We start from the raw sequence: 19,521 nt of genomic DNA on the forward strand, positions 1-19,521 counted from the left end.
CCCGTCAGGAGCAGCCACAGTTGCGCAGTGCGTTGGCGACGGCGTCCAGCGCGGGTCGGCTCACCTCCGGCGGCCGATCATTCGACATGAGCGCGAACGTCAGGACGCGTCCGTCACGGTCCAGCACATAACCGACCAACGCACTCGATACGGACAGAGTTCCTGTTTTGGCCCGTATCCAACCCGCGCCCTCGCGATCGCGGTCCACATATCGGCTCGCCAGCGAGCCGGTGCCGCCCGCGACCGGCAGATAGTCCAGCAGCGGGGCGAGCGGGGAGCCGGGGGTGGTGACCGCGGCCGGATCGACGGTCGAATTGCCTTGCGGAGCAGCGCCGTTGGGCAGCGCGGCCACCGTCAGCACCCGGTTGAGCAGGCGTGGCGGGATCCGGTCGTCGGTCGAGAGTCCGCTGTTGTCGGCCATTTTCAGGCCGGCGAGATCGAACCCGGCGGCCTGCAGCACGGTGTTCATGGCGGTGACCGCGCCGGTGAAGGAGGCCTCCTGCCCGCCGGCCACCGCGACCTCGCGGCCGATCGCCTCGGCCAGCACGTTGTCCGAGTGCACCATGGCCTGCAGCAGGCGGTCCCGCAGCGGCGCGGACTGCACCGCGGCCAGCTGGGTGGCGGTCGCGGGCGCGCTGCCCGCCTTCACCTTCGAACCGTCCACGCCCAGTTCGGCGGCCATCCTGCGGCCCGCGTCGAGAGCCGGAGTGGCGGTGCGGGGCGAGTATTCGACCAGCGGGTCCAGGCGGCCGCCGTCGATCATCACCGCGTCCATGGGCGCGATGGAGCCGCCCCCGATGTCGGCGGCGTCCCAGCCGGGCGCGAAGTTCGGTCCCGGGTAGGCGGAGGTGTCGACGGTGATCGAGTCCACCCGCTGTCCGGTGGCCTTGATCTGCGCGACCAGGTCCTGCAGGCGCGGGGCGCCCGGGTAGTAGCCCTTGCCGTCCGGCTGCGCGGTGAGGGTGGGGTCGCCGCCGCCGACCAGCACGATCTCGCCGGGAGCCGCACCGGTCACCACCTTGGTGGTGACCCGGTGGTCGGCGGGCAGCGCCAGCAGGGCGGCCGCGACGGTGAGGATCTTGGCGGTGGAGGACGGGATCATGGCCTTGTCCGGGTCCAGCGTCCACAGCACCGTGCCGGTGTCCCCGTCGGACACCGAGGCGGCGAACGCGCCCAGGTCCGGGTTGCCGACGACGGGCGCGAGTGCGGCCGCCAGACCGGCGGTGCTCGCGGCGGGCGCGGTCTCGGGGGCGGGCGCGACCTGCGGGATCGGCTTCACCGGCGCGGGCGGGTCGGCGATCGTCAACCCCCCGTGCTGGAACTCCTCGGTCCAGGGCTTCAGGATCAGCACCACGGCCGTGGCCGCCACCAGCATGACGACCAGCACCGATGACACCATGATCCAGGTTCTGCGTCGCCGCTTGGCCTCCAGACCACCGATGTTCTGCTTGTTCCGACCAAACACCTGCCGCTGTCTCCCTGATACCTGTGGTGGGGCTGATGGCTCTACCGCGGTCCACACTATCCTCGTTGCGCAGTCGTTCCCCCGAACGTGCTGGCGAGTCGGCAGCCTTACCGCCCACCGAAAAGGAGATGACGTGGAGTTCGACGTCACCATCGAGATCCCCCGGGGTCAGCGCAACAAGTACGAGGTCGATCACGAGACCGGACGCGTGCGGCTGGACCGCTACCTGTACACGCCGATGATGTACCCGGCCGACTACGGCTACATCGAGAACACCCTGGGCGGCGACGGCGACCCGCTGGACTGCATGGTCCTGCTGCCCGAGCCGGTGTTCCCAGGTGTGCTGGTCGAGGCCCGCCCGGTCGGCGTGCTCATCATGAGCGACGAGGCCGGCACCGACGAGAAGCTGGTCGCGGTCCCCAACAAGGACAAGCGCTGGGACCACATCCAGGACGTCGAGGACATCCCGGAATTTCAGCGCAAGGAGATCGCGCACTTCTTCGAGCGCTACAAGGACCTGGAGCCCGGCAAGTGGGTCAAGGTCGAGGGCTGGGAGGGCCGCGAGAAGGCCGAGAAGCTCGTCGACGAGGCCTACGCCCGTCTGAAGGAGCAGGGCCACTAGGTCACGCCGAGTGAGGGGCGGCACGGATTCCGTGCCGCCCCTTCGCTTTTACTCGGGAACGGAATCCAGTCCCGCGGTGGTGCGGAGGGGGACTTCCTTCCAGAACATCACCAGGACGAGCGCGACGAACGCGACCGCGGAGGTCGTCAGGAACACCGTGGACAGCGATTCCGCGAATCCGACCTTGAACGGATGCGCCAGGACGGGATTCAGCTTCTGAATGATCGAGCTGTCCTTCAGCACGCTCTGTGCCGCCGAAGTGTCGTGGTTCAGGAATCCCTGCGCCAGTGCCATATCCGCCGGATTCCCGTCGTGCGCGGCGTTCACCACGGCCTTCTGGAAATTCGGGTCGGTGCTGGACGCCTCCAGTTGAGCGCGAATATCGGTCCCCAGCCGGTCGAACAGGATGGACAGGAAGACCGCCGCGCCGAGGGTGCCGCCGATCTGCCGGAAGAAGGTGGCCGACGCGGTGGAGACGCCCATATCCTTGGGCGGCAACGCATTCTGCAATGCCACGATGAGCGGCTGCATGAGATTTCCCAGTCCGAATCCCACGCACAACATGAACAGGACCACGATCCAGAACGCGGTATCGGCCTTCAGATAGTGCAGCAGGAAAAGTCCGAGGGTGATCATGGCCGCGCCGAGCAGCGTATAGATCCGGTAATGCCCGGTGCGCGAGATCAATTGGCCCGACAGCACCGACCCGATCATCATGCCCAGCACCATGGGAATCATCTGCAAGCCGCCCAGCATCGGACTGGCGCCCCGGTCGGCCTGCAAGTACTGGGGCAACAGCAGGATGCCCCCGAACATGCCCGCACCGACCACGAACGAGATGACAACGCCGAGCGCGAAGGTGCGATTGGCGAAGATGCGCAGCGGGATCAGCGCCGCATCCCCCAGCGCGCGCTCGATCAGCACGAACGCGGCGACACCGAGCGCGCCGATCAGGTAGCAGGCCACGGATCTCCCGCTGCTCCACCCCCATTCGCGCCCCTGCTGGGCCACGATCAGTAGCGGGCTCATGGCGACGATCAAGGCGAGCGCGCCCCAATAGTCCACGCGGTCACGGGATTTCTCGCGCGGCGGCAGCCGCAGCACGCGGGTCACCACGACCAGTGTGAACAGTCCGATGGGAACGTTCACCAGGAACACCCACCGCCAGCCCGCGATCCCCAGAATGCTGTGCTGCCCCGCGAACAGCCCGCCCAGCACCGGCCCGATCACGCTGGAGGTGCCGAACACGGCCAGGAAATACCCTTGGTACCTGGACCTTTCGCGCGGGCTCACGATATCGCCGACGATGGTCAGCGCCAGCGACATCAACCCGCCCGCGCCCAGCCCTTGCAACGCCCGGAACACCGCCAGCTCGTACATGGACTGCGCGAAGGTGCACAGCAGCGAACCGGTCACGAAGATGGTGATGGAGGCCAGGTAGAAGGGCTTGCGCCCGTACATGTCCGAGAGCTTGCCGTAGAGCGGCGTGGCCAGCGTCGCGGTGATCAGGTACGCGGTGGTCGCCCAGGCCTGCAGCGAATACCCGTTCAGGTCATCGGCGATGGTGCGGATCGCCGTGGACACGATGGTCTGATCCAGCGCCGCGAGCAGAATGCCCAGCAGCAGCCCGGAGAGGATCACCAGTATCTGCCGATGCGTGAAGCCGCCCTCGCCGGTCGCTTCGCCCACTTCGGATGTCGCCATGCCAAACCTCCAGCCCCGACCAAAACGATAGGCCGGGAACCGGAGGCATGGGGTCCTTTTTTGGCGGTAACCCGAAGGGGTTACTTGCCTTTGAACTGCGGGTCGCGCTTCTCGAAGACGGCCTGGATGGCCTCGGTCAGGTCCTCCGAGGGCAGGAACGCCGAGTTCCAGGCGGAGACGTAGCGCAGGCCGTCGGCGATCTTGCCGCGCTTGGGCTGGTCCAGGACGTCCTTGATGCCCTGCACGACCAGCGGCGGGTTGGCCGCGATCTCGCGCGCCATGGCGTAGGCGGCGTCCAGCACGGCTTCCTGATCGGCGTAGACGTCGTTGACCAGCCCGATCTTCTCGGCGCGGGCGGCGTCGATGTCCTTGCCGGTGTAGGCGAGTTCGCGCACGTGCCCCTCACCGATGATGCCCGGCAGCCGGTGCAGCGAGCCGATGTCGGCCACGATGGCCACCTTGGCCTCGCGCAGGCTGAACTTGGCGTCGGCGCTGGCCAGCCGGACGTCGGCGGCGGCGATGAGGTCCAGTCCGCCGCCGATGCACCAGCCGGAGACGGCCGCGATGACCGGCTTCACGCAGTCGGCGACCGCGGTCACCGAGTCCTGCATGCCGCGCACGTGCTTGAGGAAGTCGGTGCGGGGCCCGGCGAGCGCCTTGTCGGCCAGCAGCGGCCCGAACAGCGGGCTCATGGCCGGCAGGTCCAGTCCGTAGGAGAAGTGCTTCCCGGCGCCGGTGAGCACGATGGCCCGGATGTCGGGGTCGGCGTCGAGCTCGGCGAAGATGAGCGGTAGCTCACGCCAGAAGTCGGGGCCCATGGCATTGCCCTTGCCAGGACCGGTGAGCGTCACCGTCGCGATGTGGTCCTTGCTTTCGACGTCGAAAGCCTTCCATTCGGTCATTGGTCCAGCGTATAGGGGTTACTCGCGAGTAGGTTGGCCGGTGTAAACCCTGTGCTAAATCTGCTGCGTCCCAGCGTTTTCGCGGCGCCCGGAGGCGGACGATTATCGCGTCCGCACAAACTGCTCCTCCTGTGTGTGAGGTCACGATGATGCATCACGGAGTCGGCCTCGACCGCTTCAACGCCCTCCCCCGCCGTCGCGCGATTCATGCCCTGTACGAATGCTGCTGCAATGTCACCTGGGCGCAGAAGATCGCCGACGGCCGCCCCTACCCGGGCCACGCCGCGTTGCAGACCGCGGCCGCGGCGGAACTGCGCGCCATGTCCGCCGTCGATCTGGAACGGGTCTTCGATTCCTGTGCGCACCAGCCGGTTTCGGAGCGCACCGTCGACGAGCTGGCCCCGATCGTGTCGGCCCGCCTGACCACGATGCTGGGCCCCGAGGAGGGCTACCCCGACTACTGATCCCCCCGCACATCCACCGCAATCGCTCTACCCTGGTTGGCATGCGCAGGTCCCTGCCACCGGTCGCGTCGAAGGTTTCCGACACCTTGATCGCGCGCGGCCATCACGGGGTGATCATCACCCAGCCCACACCCACCCCCACCGCGCGCGATGCGGCCGACGCGGTCGGCGTCACCGTCGGGGCCATCACCAAATCCCTGGTGTTCCTGCTCGACGACGACCCCGTGCTGCTGCTCGTCTCCGGCGCGCACCAGGTGCATCTGGCGCGCACCGGGCAACGCCTGGAGGGCACGCTCAGCCGGGCGCCCGCGGCCATGGTCCAGGAGGTGACCGGACAGCCCATCGGCGGCGTCGCCCCGCTCGGGCACCCCACCAACCTGCCCACCTTCGTCGACAACGCGCTGGCCCAGTACCGGGAGCTGTGGGCGGCGGGCGGGCACCCGAACACCCTGTTCCGCACGACCTTCGGCGAGCTGGTCCGGATCACCGCGGGCCTGGCCATCGACGTGGACTGACCGCCGTCGACGGGGTTTTCCAACAGCGTGGAATACCGGGGCCCGCGACCACGTAGGTTCTTGACGTGACCGATTCTCCGACGCCCGGCGCCGAGCTACACGTGCCCGACGACCTGAGCGGCATCACCGCGCAGCAATACCGTGCCGCCATGCGGCACTATCCGGCGGGCGTCACCATCGTCACGCTGAACTCCGCGCAGGGTCCGGTCGGTTTCACCGCGACCTCGTTCGCCTCGCTCTCCGCGCAGCCGCCGCTCATCTCGTTCAATATCGCCGAGACCTCCTCCAGCATCGAGGCCATGCTCGGGGCCGAATCGGTGGTGGTGCACTTCCTCGGCGAGCATCAGAAGCATCTGGCGCAGCGGTTCAGCCGGTCCGCCGAGGAGCGCTTCACCGACAAGTCCTTGTGGGCCACGCTCGGCTCCGGCGAACCGGTCCTGCACGGCACCCCGATCTGGGTGCGCGCGACCGTGCACCAGCTGATCCCGATCGGCGATCACACACTGGTGATCGGACTGGTCACACAGGTGCACGACAACACCGAGAGCTCGCCCGCGGCCGGCCCGCTGGTGTACTACAACGGCGCGTATCACCGCGCCGAGATCGCCGACTGACCTCAGGCCGCCGAGGCCGCGGTGCCGATGCCCAGCGCCGCCAGGATCGCCGCGCTCGCCTGTTCCAGCCGGGCCCGGATCCGCGGCCGCTGCAACAGCGTGACCGCGCGGGCGGCGGCCACCGCGAGCAGGATCATCTCGACGGCCGCGATGCTGGATTCGATGGCGCCGAGAGTGAGCGTGTTCAGGAAGGTCACCTCGGTCAGGAACTGCGGCAGCACCGCGAGGTAGAACAAACCCACCTTCGGGTTGAAAACACAGGACAGCAATCCGGCAGCGAACGCCGAGCGCATCGACGCGGGCGTGCCCTGCGCGACCGCGGCCTGGGGCTCGGCCTCCGCGTTCCGCGCCCGCCGCTGCTCGACCAGCGCCCGAATCCCCAGGTACAGCAGGTAGATTCCGCCGATCACCTTCAGCGTGCGATACGCCGTGGCCGACTGTTCCAGCAGCGCCGCCACCCCGGCCGCCACCACCGTCGCCCAGACGATCCCGCCGAACGCCGAGCCCACCGCCGCCGCGATCCCGGGTCGCGGTCCGGCCATCGAGAATCGCAGCACCAGAAAGGTATCGGGGCCCGGCGTGAGCGCCAGCAGCACGCACAACCCGGCGAAACTCAACAGCAGCGGAAGACTCATGCCCTCCATGGCAACCCAGGACAGCACCGGGACGCAAGCCCGACCGGCATGAACTCCGCCACCGCTGACTTGCCCCCGACGAGCAGGTCAGCGACCCATCGGGCCACGCCCGGGTAACCCAACGCGACAACCGATCTCGTGAGGCGCGGGTAATTCACCGGGTACGTCCACAACTGTTTCGGGTCCGAACCGCCGGCACGGGTTGCCAATTCCGACGGCTCTCGGCCGCCCGCTAGTTACGCGGGGCGGAAGAGTACTCCGCACCCAGCTCACGGAACAGGTCGGTGTTCATCGTGAACGCCAGTCGCGCCTCGTCGAGCACGCGATCGACTTCGGGACCTTCGAGGGGAAGCTGGTCCAGGGCCTCGCGGTACTCGCGCTTGAACGCGGCCGGATTGGTGATCTCGTCGAAGACGTAGAAGCGCACGCCGTCGCCCTTCTTGGGCAGGTCCCACAGCTTCTCGGCGGTGCCGCGGATGACCTGGCCGCCGGAGAGATCACCCAGGTAGCGGGTGTAGTGGTGGACGACGTACCCGGCCGGCCACTCCTGCGCGCACTCCTCGATGCGGGCGGCGTAGGCGGCGGTCGAGGGCAGCGGCTGCAGTTCATCGCGCCAGTTCGCGCCGCCGAGGTGGGCCAGATCGGTCTCGAGCGCGGCCAGACGCGCCAGTTCCGGCTTCACGAACGGACCCGCGACGGAGTCGGACGCCAGTGTGGCGGAATGCTTTTCGAGGGCCTCGTAGACGAACCAGAGCTGTCCGGTGTAGCGGAGGAAGGCCTCGACGCCGAGCTGACCGGTGAGCAGGTCACGCATGAACGTGGAGTGCTCGGCCTCGCTGTGCTGCTGCTCGGTCGCGGTGCGAATGAGCGTCGAGAACGGGGCGGCGGTGTCCGTGTCCAACATGGTCGGGCTCCTCGTGGTCAACTCCGGGGGCACCACACTTTGGCTACCCTAACTTCCTCATCGACCCTACGCCCCAGCAACGATCGCGCGATTCGAACTTTGCGGCCCACCCACTCCAACTTTCGGATGATTTTTCCGCCCCGCCGGTGCCGTTGGTCACACCGCGTCACCATCGCGCCGAGGGTTGACAAGCCCGCGAAGCGTCTGCCAGTCTCTGCAATCAGGTCATGAGTACCAGCGCTAAGCCCCGGCTAGCTGGTCGGCAACCCTCCACCGCGGCGGGGTGCTCCGGGTGACGACCGGGCCGTCGCCCGACCGGGCACGGCAAGCGCGGACTCACGATCGATTCCTGTCTTCCGATCGCGTGGTCCCCTGAATCCGATGGGATTTGTGATGACCGCTTTCGCCGACCAGACCTGTGCTCCCCTCGCCACCGTGTCCGGCTGTGACCTCCGGGTTCCGCTGGTCCAGGGCGGGACCACCGGCTACGCCAACTTCGACTACGCCGCCAGCGCCCCCGCGTTGCGGCAGGTCACCGACCGGGTCGCCGACCTGCTGCCGTTCTACGCCAGCGTCCACCGCGGCGCCGGATACGCCTCCCGCGTCTCCACCGACTGCTACGAGTCGGCCCGCGGCTCGGTCGCCCGCTTCCTCAACGCCGCCGACGACCAGGTGGTGGTGTTCACCCGCAACACCACCGACTCGCTGAATCTGCTGGCCGCGTGCGTGCCCGGTGACACCGTGGTGCTGGATGTCGAACACCACGCCAACTTCCTGCCCTGGACCCGGCACGGCCGCCGCGTGGTGCCGGTCGCCGACACCATCGAGGAGACCATTCAGCGGCTGGTCGCGGAACTGTGCTCGAAACCCGCTGCGCTGCTGGCGGTTACCGGCGCCTCCAATGTGACCGGCGAACTGCTGCCGCTGGAACGGCTGGCCTGGATCGCACACCAGTGCGGGACCCGCATCCTGGTCGACGCCGCCCAGCTGGCCCCGCACCGACGGATCGACCTGCGCACCACCGGCATCGACTACTTGGCCTTCTCCGGGCACAAGGCGTACGCGCCGTTCGGCGCGGGCGTCCTGGTCGGCCGCCGGGACTGGCTCGACGCCGCGGAGCCGTATCTGGCGGGCGGCGGCGCGGTGCGTTCGGTCGCCGCCGACCGCGTGGAGTGGGCGAGCGCGCCGCAGCGCCACGAGGCCGGTTCCCCGAACGTGCTCGGGGTGGCCGCCCTGGCCGCCGCCTGCGACGCGATCGCCGACCTGGACGAGACCACCGTCGTCGAGCATGAGCAGTACCTCACCCACCGGCTGCGCTACGGGCTGAAAACCGTTCCGGGCGTGAACTTCCTGCGGGTGTGGCGCGACAGCACCGACGCCGTCGGCATCGTCGCCTTCACGGTCGACGGTTTCGAGCCCGGCCAGGTGGCCGCGTATCTCTCCGCCGAGCATGGGATCGGGGTGCGCGACGGACGGTTCTGCGCGCACCCGCTGCTGTCGCGGCTCGGGGTGGACGCGGCGCTGCGCGCCAGCATCGGACTCGGCACCACCGCCGCCGACGTGGACCGCCTCATCGACGCGATCGCCACCCTGGTCGAGCATGGTCCGAGCTGGGATTACGCCCGCACCGACGGCCACTGGAACCCGGTCCCGGAAACCCGGCCCTTCGGCGGTTCGGCGGACGGCGGAGCGCCCTGCGGATTCTGAATCGCGGGAGCGGGTCAGGGCACCATGTAGCGAGCCGCGAGCTCCTCGACAAACGGATCGTCCTCGCTGACGGCTTCGAGCCGGTCCAGATCGTTCTGGACCCACACCTGCCGGGTGTCCTGCAGCTCCGGATCGGGCGGTCCGTCCTCTTCGAGCTGGCGGAGCAGCTTGTTCCGCACCCGTTCCTTCAGCGATTCGCTCATATCAAGAGCATCCTCCGCCTCAGATGGGTGCGATCCAGGTACCCCACGGCGTGTTCCGCACGACCGTGAACACGACGAGGAAGGCCACCGCGATCCACAGCGCCGACCTGGGCAGAATCCGCGGTAGTCGCGGCGGCGTCGCCCGGCCCCGCCAAGCGCGCACCAGCCAGGTGCCCCACCAGGCGAGGAAGCCGAGCGTCAACGGCAGCAGCAGCACATTGCTGTGGATGGCGTCGAGGAACCGGCCATCGGTCAGATTGTGCAGGCCGCGCAGGCCGCCGCAGCCGGGACACCAGTACCCGGTCAGTTCGTAGAACGGGCAGAACCCGTAGGCCCCCTGCACGTGCGGGTCCCGGAAGTGCAGCAGCGCCAAGCCGCCGGCCACGGCCGCACCGCTCAGCAGCGGGAGTCCGACGCCGAGCCGTCGCGGGCGCGTAGGCCCTGGTTCGGCTCCCGCCGTCGGTACTGCTGCCGTGGTGTCCACGAGAATCAACGGTAGCCGGGCCACCGCCCACCTGCCAGGTCGCGGCGAACTTCGCACCCCGGTCGCGCGGGTTCACACCCGATTGCGTTGCGGCCTCAGCGGATCGGGGCGCGTTCCACGACCGGGGCGGTGAGCACGCCCGCGAGCATGTCCACGATTTCTCCCCAGGCATCCACATCCCCCGCGGCGACCTTGCCCGCCTCGACCGCGCGTTCGTGATCGGCCAGTAGCGCGAACAGTACGGTCGGCAACGCGCGCAACCGCCGCAGCCGCAAGCGTTTCGGCAGGTCGGCGAGTTCCCGATCGAGCTGCTGCATGATCACGCGCACCGAGGTGCGCTGGGCGGAGGCCAGATTCGCGGCGTCGGTGACGGCTCGATGGGTGTGGATCTGTTCCAGGAAGCGGGCGTAATGGTGGATCCCGTGCCGGTCCCCCAGTTCGAGCATGGGGATGACCAGTGCTTCGAGCAGGTCGTGGACGCTGGTCACGCCGGTCCCGGCCTGTTCGGCCAGCAGTTCCAGCCGCCGGATCTCCAGGGTGGCGAGCCGGTGTTCGACCACAGCCTCGATGAGCCCGTCGCGGGAGCCGAAGTGGTATTGGACCGCGGAGTTGTTGCGCTGTTCGGCGACCGCGGCGATATCGCGCAGCGGCACCGCCGGCCCGCGCTCGGCGATCAGCTGTTCCGCCGCCAGGATGATGCGCTCGCGCGCCCCCGTGACTGTCATTCGAGTACCGCCACCCTCCTTGTGCACAGCCTGCACTGTAGCCTTTCACCTGGGGATAAAGAACTTCTCCTTGACGGTTAAGAACTAATGCTTAAAAGTGTCGAGTGACTGTCGTCACCCTCGAAGGACTGATTTAGCGATGATCCTGGACACCTTCCGACTGGACGGCCGCGTCGCCGTCGTGACCGGCGCGGGCCGCGGCATCGGCGCCGCCACCGCTCTCGCGCTCGCCGAAGCCGGTGCGGACGTGGCCATTTCGGCCCGCACCGCCGCCCAGCTCGACGAGGTCGCCGGCAAGATCCGCGCGCTGGGCCGCCGTTGCGTCACCGTCCCCGCGGACCTGTCGGACCTCTCGGCCGTGACCGCGCTGGCCGAGACCGCCGCCGCCGAGCTGGGCGGCATCGACATCGTGGTCAACAATGTCGGCGGCACCATGCCCAACACCTTCCTCACCAGCACCCCCGAGTTCCTGGAGGAGGCGTTCCGGTTCAACGTGTCGACCGCGCACGCCCTCACCCAGGCCGCGGTGCCGTACATGCTGAAGAGCGGCGGCGGCTCGGTCGTGAACATCTCCTCGCGCATGGGCATCAGCGCGGGCCGCGGCTTCCTGGCCTACGGCACCGCCAAGGCCGCGCTCGCGCACTGGACCAAGCTGGCCGCCGCCGACCTGTCCCCGCGCATCCGGGTGAACGCCATCGCGGTCGGCTCGGTGCTCACCTCGGCGCTGGAAGTCGTTGCGCAGCAGCCGGAGATCAAGCAGCAGATGGAGGACGCCACCCCGCTGCATCGCCTCGGCGAACCGTGGGAGATCGCCGCCGCCATCGTCTACCTGAGCTCCCGTGCGGGCGGCTACATCACCGGCAAGGTGCTCGAGGTGGACGGCGGCATCGACGCCCCCAACCTGGCCCTCCCCATTCCCGACCTGTAATCCGCCGCGCCCCAGGAGTTTTCCATGACCTACCGCGTAGTCCAGTGGAGCACAGGCAATGTCGGCCGCCGCGCCCTGCGCTCCATCATCAACCGCCCCGAACTCGAACTGGTCGGAGTCTGGGTGTCCAGCGCCGAGAAGGCCGGCAAGGATGCCGGCGAACTCGCCGGTCTCGACCGCGAGACCGGTGTCCTGGCCACCCGGGACGCCGAGGCCCTGCTGGCCCTGAAGCCCGACTGCATCGTCCACACCGCCATGGCCGACGACCGCCTGATGGAGGCCGTCGAGGACCTGAAGACCTTCCTCCGAGCCGGCATCAATGTCGTCTCCAGCAGTCCCGTCTTCCTCCAATTCCCTTACGGCACCCTCCCCGACGAGGCCATCGCCCCCATCGTCGAGGCCGCGGAGGAGGGCGGCGCGTCCCTGTGGGTCAACGGCATCGACCCCGGCTGGGCCAACGACTGGCTGCCGCTGCTCCTGTCCAGCGGCTCCGAACGCATCGACCGGGTCATCTGCTCGGAGATCATGGACTATTCGACCTACGACAACCCGAAGGTCGTCTTCGACATCATGGGCTTCGGCAGCAAGCTCGACGACCTCCCTCTGCTCCTGCAGCCCGGCATTCTCACCCTCGCCTGGGGCAGCGTCATCCGTCAGCTCGCCGCCGCCCTCGATATCGAACTCGACTCGGTGACACAGCATTTCGAGCGCCTCCCCGCGACGGAACCGATCCGCATCGGCGCCCACACCATCGAGGAAGGGACCGCCGCGGCCCTCCGCTTCCAGATCCACGGCATCCGCGACGGCCGCGAAATCCTCACCCTCGAACACGTCACCCGCCTCCACCCCGACCTGGCCCCCGACTGGCCCCAACCAGCCGGATCGGGTTGCTACCGAGTGGAAATCAAGGGCGAACCCGACTACCTGCTCGACCTCCAGCTCTACAGCAACGGCGACCACGCCGAAGCCGGAGTGGTCGGCACCGCCGCCCGCCTGGTCAGCACCATCCCCGCCGTAGTCCAAGCCCGCCCCGGCCTCCTGACAGCCATGGACCTCCCCCTGACCACCGGCCGCGGCCTGGTCTCCTGACCCACCAACGACACGGTGAGGGCCACGATGGTCCTCACCTTTGTCGTTTGAGCCGCCCGGGGGAATGACCCCCGATCCTTCATAACGGCAGGTCACGACTGCGCCACACGCTTCAGCGCCGTTGATCACCTGAGTAGGATTCTGATCAGGGCGATCGCAGATGGGGGTATCTCCTGGACGGCGCCCCTGGACATATGCCCCCGGATGGTCACGACGACGTAGTAGTTGCCCGAACGAGATGTGCGAGGTGACGAGATCGATCAGTCGCAGTAGTCGGCACCGAGTCCGCCGGAAAGGCAATGATCATGACCAACGAGACTTACCGAAATGTCACACGTCAGCTGTTCACCCCGTTCGTGCTGGCAGGGGTGGTGATGGCGTTTCCCGCGACAGCGGCGGTTCCAGCCGTGGCCGCGTCTGATGCGGTGTCCGGCGTCGTGCAGGTCGATCGGGCTGGGGGGTGGTCCGGTAATCTCGCCGAGCCGGTTCCGCCACCTCCGCCCGTCCCGCCCCATGGCTGCGACAACGAAAACTGCGGGGAGAGCGACGGGGGCGAGAAGACCTGCACCGATCCCAGCGAGACCGGGAACGGCTGCACCGACAACGGCGAACACGGCGGGACCGGAGGTGGACCAGGCGTTGCCGAAGCCCGCGGAATCCACGACGCCACGAGCACGCCCCTGGTGATCGGGAAGTAGTGGCGGATGATCCCGAAACGACAACAGGTGGAGAGCGACGATCGCTCTCCACCTGCTTGTTTGGAGCCGCCTGGGGGAATCGAACCCCCGACCTTTTCATTACGAGTGAAGCGCTCTACCGACTGAGCTAAGGCGGCGTGCCTTCCGGCGCTGCGAGTCTATCGTCTCGTGCCCGAATCGCGAAAACGTGTGTTCACGGTGACCAACCACACTCGGCGGTCAGGCGGAACGGGCTGCCATCAGGGCGGCGACCATGGCGGCGAGGGCGAAGCGGGGCTTCACGTTGGTTTCGAGGGCCTCGCGGCAGTCGAGGACCGCCTGGATGGAGAGGAGCAGACCTTCGGGGCGGACGTCGGTGGCCAGTTCGCGGATCTGGTCGGCCATATCGGGGTGGGTGAGGGTGACGCCGGACGAAGAATCGGCGGCGGCCGCGCCGAAACGGACGGCCAGGGCGTCGCGGTAGAGGCCCGCCACATCGATCAGGGACCGGTCCAAGGCGTCGCGGCCGGTGCGGGTGGCGCGTGATTTCTGGCGCTTTTCCAGGTCTTTCAATGCTCCCGCGGACCCCCGGGTCGCCGAGGCGGTGCCCTTGCCGGTGCCGCCCGCGCCCAGCGCGGTGGCCAGGGCGTCGCGTTCCTTCTCATCGCGGTCGGCGCTGACCAGCTTGGCCTCGTCGTCGGCGGACTTCACCAGCTCATCGGCGGCCGCATAGGCCTGAGCGGGGCGAGCGGTCGCCGCGACCAGGGCCAGGGCCCGGCGACGACGCGCACGGGCGTCGTCATCGGTGGCCAGCCGGCGGGCGCGACCGACGTGGCCGCCGCTCACCGAGGCCGCCCAACCGGCGACCTTGTCGTCCAACCCGTCCCGCTCACGCAGCACCCGGGCGATCGATTCCACCGACGGCGTCGCCAAATGCACGTGGCGGCAGCGGGATCGCAGCGTCACCGAGATGTCCTCCGGATCCACCGACGGCGCGCAGAGCAGGAAGACCGTTCGGGCCGGCGGCTCCTCGACCACCTTCAGCAGCACATTGCCCGCCGCCTCGGTCAGCCGGTCCGCATCCTCCACCACCACGACCTGCCAGCGGCCGGTACTCGGCCGCCGCGACGCCACCTGCACGATCTCGCGCATCTCCTTGGTGCCGATGCTCAAACCCTCCGGCACCACCCGGCGCACATCGCCGTGGGTGCCGGCCATGGTGGTGGTGCAGGCGTGGCAGCGGCCGCAGCCGGGCGTCCCCTCGTCCGTGCACTGCAGAGCGGCCGCGAAACACAGCGCCGCCACCGACCGCCCCGAACCGGGCGGACCGGTGAACAACCAGGAATGCGTCATGGCCGACGACGATCCGGCCCCACCCCGCGCCGCCACCGCCGCAGCCGTCAACTCGGACTCGACCGCACCCTGGCCGACCAGCCGATCGAAGACACCCGCCACGCCGACCACCTTAGCGGCCACCTCCGACAGCGCCGCCGAGTGTCAGTTCGCGCGCTGATATGTCGTGTTCGCGCCGTCCAGCGCCTCGCGGATGATGTCCGCGTGACCGGAATGGTGCGCGATCTCCCGCAGGATGTGCAGCAGGATGTAGCGCACGGTCAGCCACTCCCGCTCCGGCGCCCACGGGGCGGTCGGCGTCGGCACCGAATCCTCGAGGTTCGGTAGTTCGCGGATCAGCTTCGCGGTGTGCTCGGCCACCGCCTCCCACTCGGCGAGCAACCCCGCGACCGTCTGGTCCGCGTCCAGCCGGTACTCGGAATCCATTCGGGAGATGTCGAATTCGGAGTTCGGGTCCCGCTCGGCCAGGATGGTGGTCCAGTGCCGCTCGACATTCACGCAATGACTGAGCAGCCCGCCGAGGGTGAGTTCACTGATCGTGCTGCGCTGACGCGCCTGCTCGTCGTCGATTCCCCGGACAGTGATCCGGAACAGGTCCCGCTGGCTCGCGAGAACCTTGATCAGCTCTTCCCGCTCGTGGTCGACCATCATCGAATGCCCTTCCGCTGGTGCGTGTTCAGAACAGCACGCTACGGCAGGGCATCGACAATCGTCAGGATTGCGCCGACGCGGCGCTCTTCGTCGCGGCCTTCTTGACCGGGGCCTTCTTCGCCGCCGCGGCCTTCTTGGTGGTGACGCCGTCGGCCGTCTTGGCCGCCGCCTTCTTCGCCGCCGCCTTCTTGACCACGGTCTTGGCCACCGCCGTCTTCTTGGCCGGGGTCTTCTTCGCCGCCGCCTTCTTGGCCGTCTTCTTCGCGGCCTTCTTGACCGGGCCGCGGGCCCGCCGGTCCGCCAGCAGCTCCGAAGCCCGGGCGTCGGTGATGGATTCGACCTCGTCGCCCTTGCGCAGGCTGGCATTGGTCTCGCCGTCGGTGACGTACGGGCCGAAACGCCCGTCCTTGATCACCATCGGCTTCTCCGACACCGGGTCGACGCCCAGTTCCCGCAGCGGCGGCGCGCTCGCCGCCTGCCCGCCGCGCCGCTTGGGCTCGGCGTAGATCTTGAGCGCCTCCTCGAGGGTCACCGTGAAGATCTGGTCCTCACTGGTGAGCGACCGCGAATCGGTGCCCTTCTTCAGATACGGCCCGTAACGACCGTTCTGCGAGGTGATCTCGTCCCCGGAAGCCGGGTCGACACCGACTACGCGCGGCAGCGACAGCAGCCGCAGCGCCTCGTCCAGCGTCACCGTCTCCACGCTCATGGACTTGAACAGCGAGCCGGTGCGCGGCTTCGGCTTGTCGGCCGCCTTCTTGGTCTTCTTCGCGCCGGTGTCGGCTTCCTCGACCGGCTCGGGCAGGACCTCGGTGACGTACGGGCCGAAACGTCCTTCCTTGGCGACGATTTCGTGTCCCGACTCCGGATCCACACCCAGCGAGCGACCCTCCTGCGGCGTCGCGAACAGCTTCTCCGCGACCTCCGGGGTCAGCTCGTCCGGCGGCAGATCGTCAGGCAGGTTGGCGCGCTGCGAGACCGGATCCCCGTCCGGGTCATCGGGATTGACGACCATGCGCTCCAGGTACGGCCCGAACTTGCCGACCCGGACCACCACATCGCGGCCCTCCTCGTCGGCGAAGAGCTTGATGGAGTTGACTTCTCGCGCGTCGATGCCGTCGAGCCGTTCGCCCACCATCTTTTTCAGGCCACCCTCGCGCGCGACCGAACCCTGCGCGCCGTGATCGCCACCGAAATAGAAGGAGGACAACCAGTTTCCGCGCTGCTCGCGGCCGCCGGCGATGGCGTCGAGGTCATCTTCCATGGCCGCGGTGAAGTCGAAGTCCACCAGCCGCCCGAAGTGTTCCTCCAGCAGCCCGATCACCGCGAACGCCACCCACGACGGCACCAGCGCGCTACCGCGCTTGTACACGTAACCGCGGTCGAGAATGGTCTTGATGATCGAGGAGTAGGTGGACGGACGGCCGATGCCGAGGTCTTCCAGCGCCTTGATCAGCGAGGCTTCGGTGAATCGCGCGGGCGGATTGGTGGTGTGCCCGTCCGGCAGCAGCTCGATGGCGGTGACGCCCTGGCCCTCGGTCAGCGCGGGCAGCCGCGATTCGGCGTCATCGGACTGGCCGCCCGCCTCCTCGTCGACACTCTCCACGTACGCCTTGAGGAAGCCCGCGAAGGTGATGGTCCGGCCCGACGCCGAGAACACGCACTCCTCACCGGAATTCGCGACACCGGTGATGCGGACGGTCAGCGTGGTGCCGCGCGCGTCCTGCATCTGCGACGCCACGGTGCGCTGCCAGATCAGCTCGTACAAACGGAATTCGTCGTTGTCGACCTTGTTGTGCAACTGGCCCGGCGTGGCGAAGGTGTCACCCGCGGGACGAATCGCCTCGTGCGCTTCCTGCGCGTTCTTGACCTTGCGCGTGTACTGCCGGGGCGTGGGGCTCACGTACTCCGCGCCGTACAACTGGGTGGCCTGCGACCGGGCCGCCTGAATCGCCGACTCCGACAACGTCGTCGAGTCGGTACGCATATAGGTGATGTAACCGTTCTCGTACAACCGCTGCGCCACCCGCATGGTGCGCTCGGAGGTGAAACGCAGCTTGCGTGCCGCCTCCTGCTGCAGCGTCGAGGTCATGAACGGCGCGTACGGCTTTCGCGTGTACGGCTTGGACTCCACCGAGGTGACAGAGAGATTCACGCCGTGCAGCGACTCGGCCAGATGCTGGGCGGCCGCCGCGTTCAGCACCCGAACGGTCGGTGCGTCGGCCTGCGACTTCAGCTGCCCGTCGGCGCCGAAATCTCGACCGGTCGCGACCCTCAGACCGTCGACGCTGACCAGGCGCGCGCCGAAGACCCGCGGATTCCCGCCGTCCTCCTTGCCGCCGGCGTCCAGCTTGGCCGCGATGTCCCAGTACTCCGCGGACCGGAACGCCATGCGCTCCCGCTCGCGCTGCACGATGACTCGGGTCGCCACCGACTGCACGCGGCCCGCCGACAAACGCGGCATGACCTTCTTCCACAGCACCGGCGACACTTCATAGCCGTAGAGCCGGTCCAGGATGCGCCGCGTCTCCTGCGCGTCGACCAGATCCTGGTCCAGTTCCCGGGTGTCGGCGGCGGCCGCGCGGATCGCGGGCTCGGTGATCTCGTGGAACACCATGCGCCGGACCGGCACCTTGGGCTTGAGGGTTTCGAGCAGATGCCAGGCGATGGCCTCGCCCTCGCGGTCGGGGTCGGTGGCGAGGTAGAGCTCGTCGGCGTCGGCCAGCAGGCTCTTCAGCTCGCTGACCTTCCCTTTCTTTTCGGGGCTGACAACATAGATGGGCTCGAAATCATGATCGACGTCGACGCCGAGCCGCGCCCACTGTTGTCCTTTGTATTTGGCGGGCACATCCGCCGCACCACGCGGCAGGTCCCGAATGTGGCCGACCGACGCCTCCACCACATAACCGCGGCCCAGATACGGGGCGATCTTCTTGGCCTTCGTCGGCGACTCGACGATCACGAGACGACGCAGGGAACGGCCCTGGTCGGGCGCTGCCTCGGGGTTCGGCGCTGCACCGCGGTCTCGTGTTGCCACCGGCGAACACACCTTTCGTCTCGATCCGCGCCGGAGCTTGGTGTACGCGCTCTACGCGGCTGGGGCAAAGCGGCTGCGATGTCCGATATCGCTGCCAGCAACGTTTATACCGTGTTCAAAGGCCGCGGCTGGTGCGCGGCGACGATGTAGCCCCTGATCGTGATCGAGTGTAATGGGTCAAGATATGGGTCGTCCCCCACCGCCGGGGGCGATGGGGGACGGAACCTTAGGGGTTGGCTCGCTCAGAGCGCGCGAACACCGGTGGCCTGCGGGCCCTTGGTGCCCTGACCAACCTCGAACTCGACCTTCTGGTTCTCCTCGAGGGTGCGGAAGCCCGACCCCTGGATCTCGGAGTAGTGGACGAAGACGTCAGCTGAGCCGTCCTCGGGCGCGATGAAGCCGAACCCCTTCTCCGCGTTGAACCACTTCACAGTTCCCTGTGCCATTCTGTTCCTTCTCTTTCCATACCGGAACGGCGGACAACTGGGTTCATCCACCGGGTCCGTTGAGACCGCTGTACTCTGTTCCCCCTGCAGGAAAGCACCTAGTACACCGTTCGCAACATCGATCCTGCTGATGGTTTGGACTTTAGATCCGTTCCCTCGAACACAGAAGCTTGCGACCAGGGACCAGTGAACCATGTCTTCGGGCAATTCAACAGCGGAGTTACCCACAATTTGCAAAAAAGTTGATCTTGCGAATGCGCAGGTGAGGGGCATAATGCCCAAATCCGTACTTGAAGTTGGTTTGCTTCCGGATAACAGAGCGAGCATCTGGCAAACAGGGTGTGAGGCAGGTCGCTACCCTGTAGTGAAATGGCAGGTAGAGCGGCGGACGCACAC

At 67.9% G+C, this 19,521-nt stretch carries 20 protein-coding genes, 1 tRNA gene and 1 riboswitch; of the genes, 8 read left to right on the top strand and 13 right to left on the bottom strand.

The window, feature by feature from the left end; all coding sequences use genetic code 11:
- Positions 1–4 precede the first annotated feature (4 nt).
- Positions 5–1,465, bottom strand: coding sequence for a D-alanyl-D-alanine carboxypeptidase/D-alanyl-D-alanine-endopeptidase (dacB, locus tag ACFYTS_RS01900; protein ID WP_387300648.1), 1,461 nt, complete (start codon positions 1,463–1,465; stop codon positions 5–7).
- A gap of 133 nt (positions 1,466–1,598) precedes the next feature.
- Here dacB and ppa point away from each other — a divergent pair, with 133 nt between their 5' ends.
- A complete protein-coding gene (gene ppa, locus ACFYTS_RS01905) occupies positions 1,599–2,087 on the top strand; it encodes an inorganic diphosphatase (RefSeq protein WP_357275651.1) in 489 nt (162 codons plus the stop codon).
- A 48-nt stretch (positions 2,088–2,135) separates the two neighbouring features.
- Here ppa and ACFYTS_RS01910 read toward each other — a convergent pair whose 3' ends face one another.
- Positions 2,136–3,791 carry an MDR family MFS transporter gene (locus tag ACFYTS_RS01910; protein ID WP_387300650.1) on the bottom strand — a complete coding sequence of 552 codons (1,656 nt, stop codon included), beginning with the start codon at positions 3,789–3,791 and terminating at the stop codon, positions 2,136–2,138.
- Between the two features lie 80 nt (positions 3,792–3,871).
- A complete protein-coding gene (locus tag ACFYTS_RS01915; protein ID WP_357275647.1) occupies positions 3,872–4,693 on the bottom strand; it encodes a crotonase/enoyl-CoA hydratase family protein in 822 nt (273 codons plus the stop codon).
- A gap of 149 nt (positions 4,694–4,842) precedes the next feature.
- On the opposite strand from ACFYTS_RS01915, the gene ACFYTS_RS01920 reads away from it, so the two are divergent.
- The 3 genes from ACFYTS_RS01920 to ACFYTS_RS01930 all read left to right on the top strand — a co-directional run bounded on the left by ACFYTS_RS01920 (position 4,843) and on the right by ACFYTS_RS01930 (position 6,286).
- Positions 4,843–5,157: a 2-oxo-4-hydroxy-4-carboxy-5-ureidoimidazoline decarboxylase gene (locus tag ACFYTS_RS01920; RefSeq protein WP_387300652.1), complete on the top strand. Its 315-nt coding sequence runs from the start codon at positions 4,843–4,845 to the stop codon at positions 5,155–5,157.
- 41 nt (positions 5,158–5,198) lie between these two features.
- Positions 5,199–5,672 carry a YbaK/EbsC family protein gene (locus ACFYTS_RS01925; protein ID WP_357087551.1) on the top strand — a complete coding sequence of 158 codons (474 nt, stop codon included), beginning with the start codon at positions 5,199–5,201 and terminating at the stop codon, positions 5,670–5,672.
- Positions 5,673–5,821: 149 nt separating this feature from the next.
- Positions 5,822–6,286, top strand: a complete 465-nt coding sequence (locus tag ACFYTS_RS01930) for a flavin reductase family protein (RefSeq protein WP_379106274.1) — start codon at positions 5,822–5,824, stop codon at positions 6,284–6,286.
- Positions 6,287–6,288: 2 nt separating this feature from the next.
- On the opposite strand, the gene ACFYTS_RS01935 is transcribed toward ACFYTS_RS01930, so the two are convergent.
- Both ACFYTS_RS01935 and ACFYTS_RS01940 read right to left on the bottom strand, forming a co-directional pair.
- On the bottom strand, positions 6,289–6,921 hold the full coding sequence (locus tag ACFYTS_RS01935) for a LysE family translocator (protein WP_357275640.1): 633 nt from the start codon (positions 6,919–6,921) through the stop codon (positions 6,289–6,291).
- 232 nt (positions 6,922–7,153) lie between these two features.
- Positions 7,154–7,825, bottom strand: a complete 672-nt coding sequence (locus ACFYTS_RS01940; protein WP_387300655.1) for a heme oxygenase (biliverdin-producing) — start codon at positions 7,823–7,825, stop codon at positions 7,154–7,156.
- Between the two features lie 223 nt (positions 7,826–8,048).
- A riboswitch (SAM riboswitch) is annotated at positions 8,049–8,162 on the top strand.
- 56 nt (positions 8,163–8,218) lie between these two features.
- Between ACFYTS_RS01940 and ACFYTS_RS01945 the strand changes: the two genes are divergently transcribed.
- The gene (locus tag ACFYTS_RS01945) at positions 8,219–9,532 is read left to right on the top strand and encodes an aminotransferase class V-fold PLP-dependent enzyme (protein ID WP_387300657.1); all 1,314 of its coding nucleotides are present in this window, start codon (positions 8,219–8,221) and stop codon (positions 9,530–9,532) included.
- A gap of 14 nt (positions 9,533–9,546) precedes the next feature.
- On the opposite strand, the gene ACFYTS_RS01950 is transcribed toward ACFYTS_RS01945, so the two are convergent.
- The 3 genes from ACFYTS_RS01950 to ACFYTS_RS01960 form a co-directional block, all read right to left on the bottom strand.
- Positions 9,547–9,735 (bottom strand): hypothetical protein, encoded by a 189-nt coding sequence (locus tag ACFYTS_RS01950; protein ID WP_357275634.1) that lies wholly within the window; start codon positions 9,733–9,735, stop codon positions 9,547–9,549.
- 19 nt (positions 9,736–9,754) lie between these two features.
- Positions 9,755–10,219, bottom strand: a complete 465-nt coding sequence (locus ACFYTS_RS01955) for a DUF2752 domain-containing protein (protein WP_387300659.1) — start codon at positions 10,217–10,219, stop codon at positions 9,755–9,757.
- 95 nt (positions 10,220–10,314) lie between these two features.
- Positions 10,315–10,944 (bottom strand): TetR/AcrR family transcriptional regulator, encoded by a 630-nt coding sequence (locus tag ACFYTS_RS01960; protein WP_357275631.1) that lies wholly within the window; start codon positions 10,942–10,944, stop codon positions 10,315–10,317.
- Between the two features lie 139 nt (positions 10,945–11,083).
- Here ACFYTS_RS01960 and ACFYTS_RS01965 point away from each other — a divergent pair, with 139 nt between their 5' ends.
- From ACFYTS_RS01965 to ACFYTS_RS01975, 3 genes are all read left to right on the top strand, one after another.
- On the top strand, positions 11,084–11,872 hold the full coding sequence (locus ACFYTS_RS01965) for an SDR family oxidoreductase (RefSeq protein WP_387300662.1): 789 nt from the start codon (positions 11,084–11,086) through the stop codon (positions 11,870–11,872).
- 24 nt (positions 11,873–11,896) lie between these two features.
- Positions 11,897–12,961 (top strand): diacylglycerol kinase, encoded by a 1,065-nt coding sequence (locus ACFYTS_RS01970; RefSeq protein WP_357275626.1) that lies wholly within the window; start codon positions 11,897–11,899, stop codon positions 12,959–12,961.
- Positions 12,962–13,266: 305 nt separating this feature from the next.
- On the top strand, positions 13,267–13,659 hold the full coding sequence (locus ACFYTS_RS01975) for a hypothetical protein (protein ID WP_387300664.1): 393 nt from the start codon (positions 13,267–13,269) through the stop codon (positions 13,657–13,659).
- A gap of 61 nt (positions 13,660–13,720) precedes the next feature.
- Here the strand turns inward: ACFYTS_RS01975 and ACFYTS_RS01980 are convergent.
- The 5 genes from ACFYTS_RS01980 to ACFYTS_RS02000 form a co-directional block, all read right to left on the bottom strand.
- Positions 13,721–13,796: transfer RNA gene (locus ACFYTS_RS01980), tRNA-Thr, on the bottom strand.
- A gap of 82 nt (positions 13,797–13,878) precedes the next feature.
- Entirely contained in the window at positions 13,879–15,093 is a 1,215-nt protein-coding gene (locus tag ACFYTS_RS01985) for a DNA polymerase III subunit delta' (protein ID WP_379103676.1), read from the bottom strand.
- A gap of 42 nt (positions 15,094–15,135) precedes the next feature.
- Positions 15,136–15,642: a DinB family protein gene (locus ACFYTS_RS01990; protein ID WP_387300666.1), complete on the bottom strand. Its 507-nt coding sequence runs from the start codon at positions 15,640–15,642 to the stop codon at positions 15,136–15,138.
- Positions 15,643–15,703: 61 nt separating this feature from the next.
- A complete protein-coding gene (gene topA / locus ACFYTS_RS01995; protein ID WP_387300668.1) occupies positions 15,704–18,679 on the bottom strand; it encodes a type I DNA topoisomerase in 2,976 nt (991 codons plus the stop codon).
- Positions 18,680–18,921: 242 nt separating this feature from the next.
- Entirely contained in the window at positions 18,922–19,125 is a 204-nt protein-coding gene (locus tag ACFYTS_RS02000) for a cold-shock protein (protein WP_029925108.1), read from the bottom strand.
- Positions 19,126–19,521: the final 396 nt, after the last annotated feature.

Source organism: Nocardia sp. NPDC004151, from assembly GCF_042874235.1.
Classification (GTDB): Bacteria; Actinomycetota; Actinomycetes; order Mycobacteriales; family Mycobacteriaceae; genus Nocardia.

Excerpts from the sequence above, each read along its gene's own strand:
- ACFYTS_RS01910 (WP_387300650.1), bottom strand. The coding sequence starts at position 3,791 with ATGGCGACATCCGAAGTGGGCGAAGCGACCGGCGAGGGCGGCTTCACG.
- ACFYTS_RS01915 (WP_357275647.1), bottom strand. The coding sequence starts at position 4,693 with ATGACCGAATGGAAGGCTTTCGACGTCGAAAGCAAGGACCACATCGCG.
- ACFYTS_RS01920 (WP_387300652.1), top strand. The coding sequence starts at position 4,843 with ATGCATCACGGAGTCGGCCTCGACCGCTTCAACGCCCTCCCCCGCCGT.
- ACFYTS_RS01925 (WP_357087551.1), top strand. The coding sequence starts at position 5,199 with ATGCGCAGGTCCCTGCCACCGGTCGCGTCGAAGGTTTCCGACACCTTG.
- ACFYTS_RS01930 (WP_379106274.1), top strand. The coding sequence starts at position 5,822 with ATGCGGCACTATCCGGCGGGCGTCACCATCGTCACGCTGAACTCCGCG.
- ACFYTS_RS01935 (WP_357275640.1), bottom strand. The coding sequence starts at position 6,921 with ATGAGTCTTCCGCTGCTGTTGAGTTTCGCCGGGTTGTGCGTGCTGCTG.
- ACFYTS_RS01940 (WP_387300655.1), bottom strand. The coding sequence starts at position 7,825 with ATGTTGGACACGGACACCGCCGCCCCGTTCTCGACGCTCATTCGCACC.
- ACFYTS_RS01945 (WP_387300657.1), top strand. The coding sequence starts at position 8,219 with ATGACCGCTTTCGCCGACCAGACCTGTGCTCCCCTCGCCACCGTGTCC.
- ACFYTS_RS01950 (WP_357275634.1), bottom strand. The coding sequence starts at position 9,735 with ATGAGCGAATCGCTGAAGGAACGGGTGCGGAACAAGCTGCTCCGCCAG.
- ACFYTS_RS01960 (WP_357275631.1), bottom strand. The coding sequence starts at position 10,944 with ATGACAGTCACGGGGGCGCGCGAGCGCATCATCCTGGCGGCGGAACAG.
- ACFYTS_RS01965 (WP_387300662.1), top strand. The coding sequence starts at position 11,084 with ATGATCCTGGACACCTTCCGACTGGACGGCCGCGTCGCCGTCGTGACC.
- ACFYTS_RS01970 (WP_357275626.1), top strand. The coding sequence starts at position 11,897 with ATGACCTACCGCGTAGTCCAGTGGAGCACAGGCAATGTCGGCCGCCGC.
- ACFYTS_RS01975 (WP_387300664.1), top strand. The coding sequence starts at position 13,267 with ATGACCAACGAGACTTACCGAAATGTCACACGTCAGCTGTTCACCCCG.
- ACFYTS_RS01990 (WP_387300666.1), bottom strand. The coding sequence starts at position 15,642 with ATGATGGTCGACCACGAGCGGGAAGAGCTGATCAAGGTTCTCGCGAGC.
- ACFYTS_RS02000 (WP_029925108.1), bottom strand. The coding sequence starts at position 19,125 with ATGGCACAGGGAACTGTGAAGTGGTTCAACGCGGAGAAGGGGTTCGGC.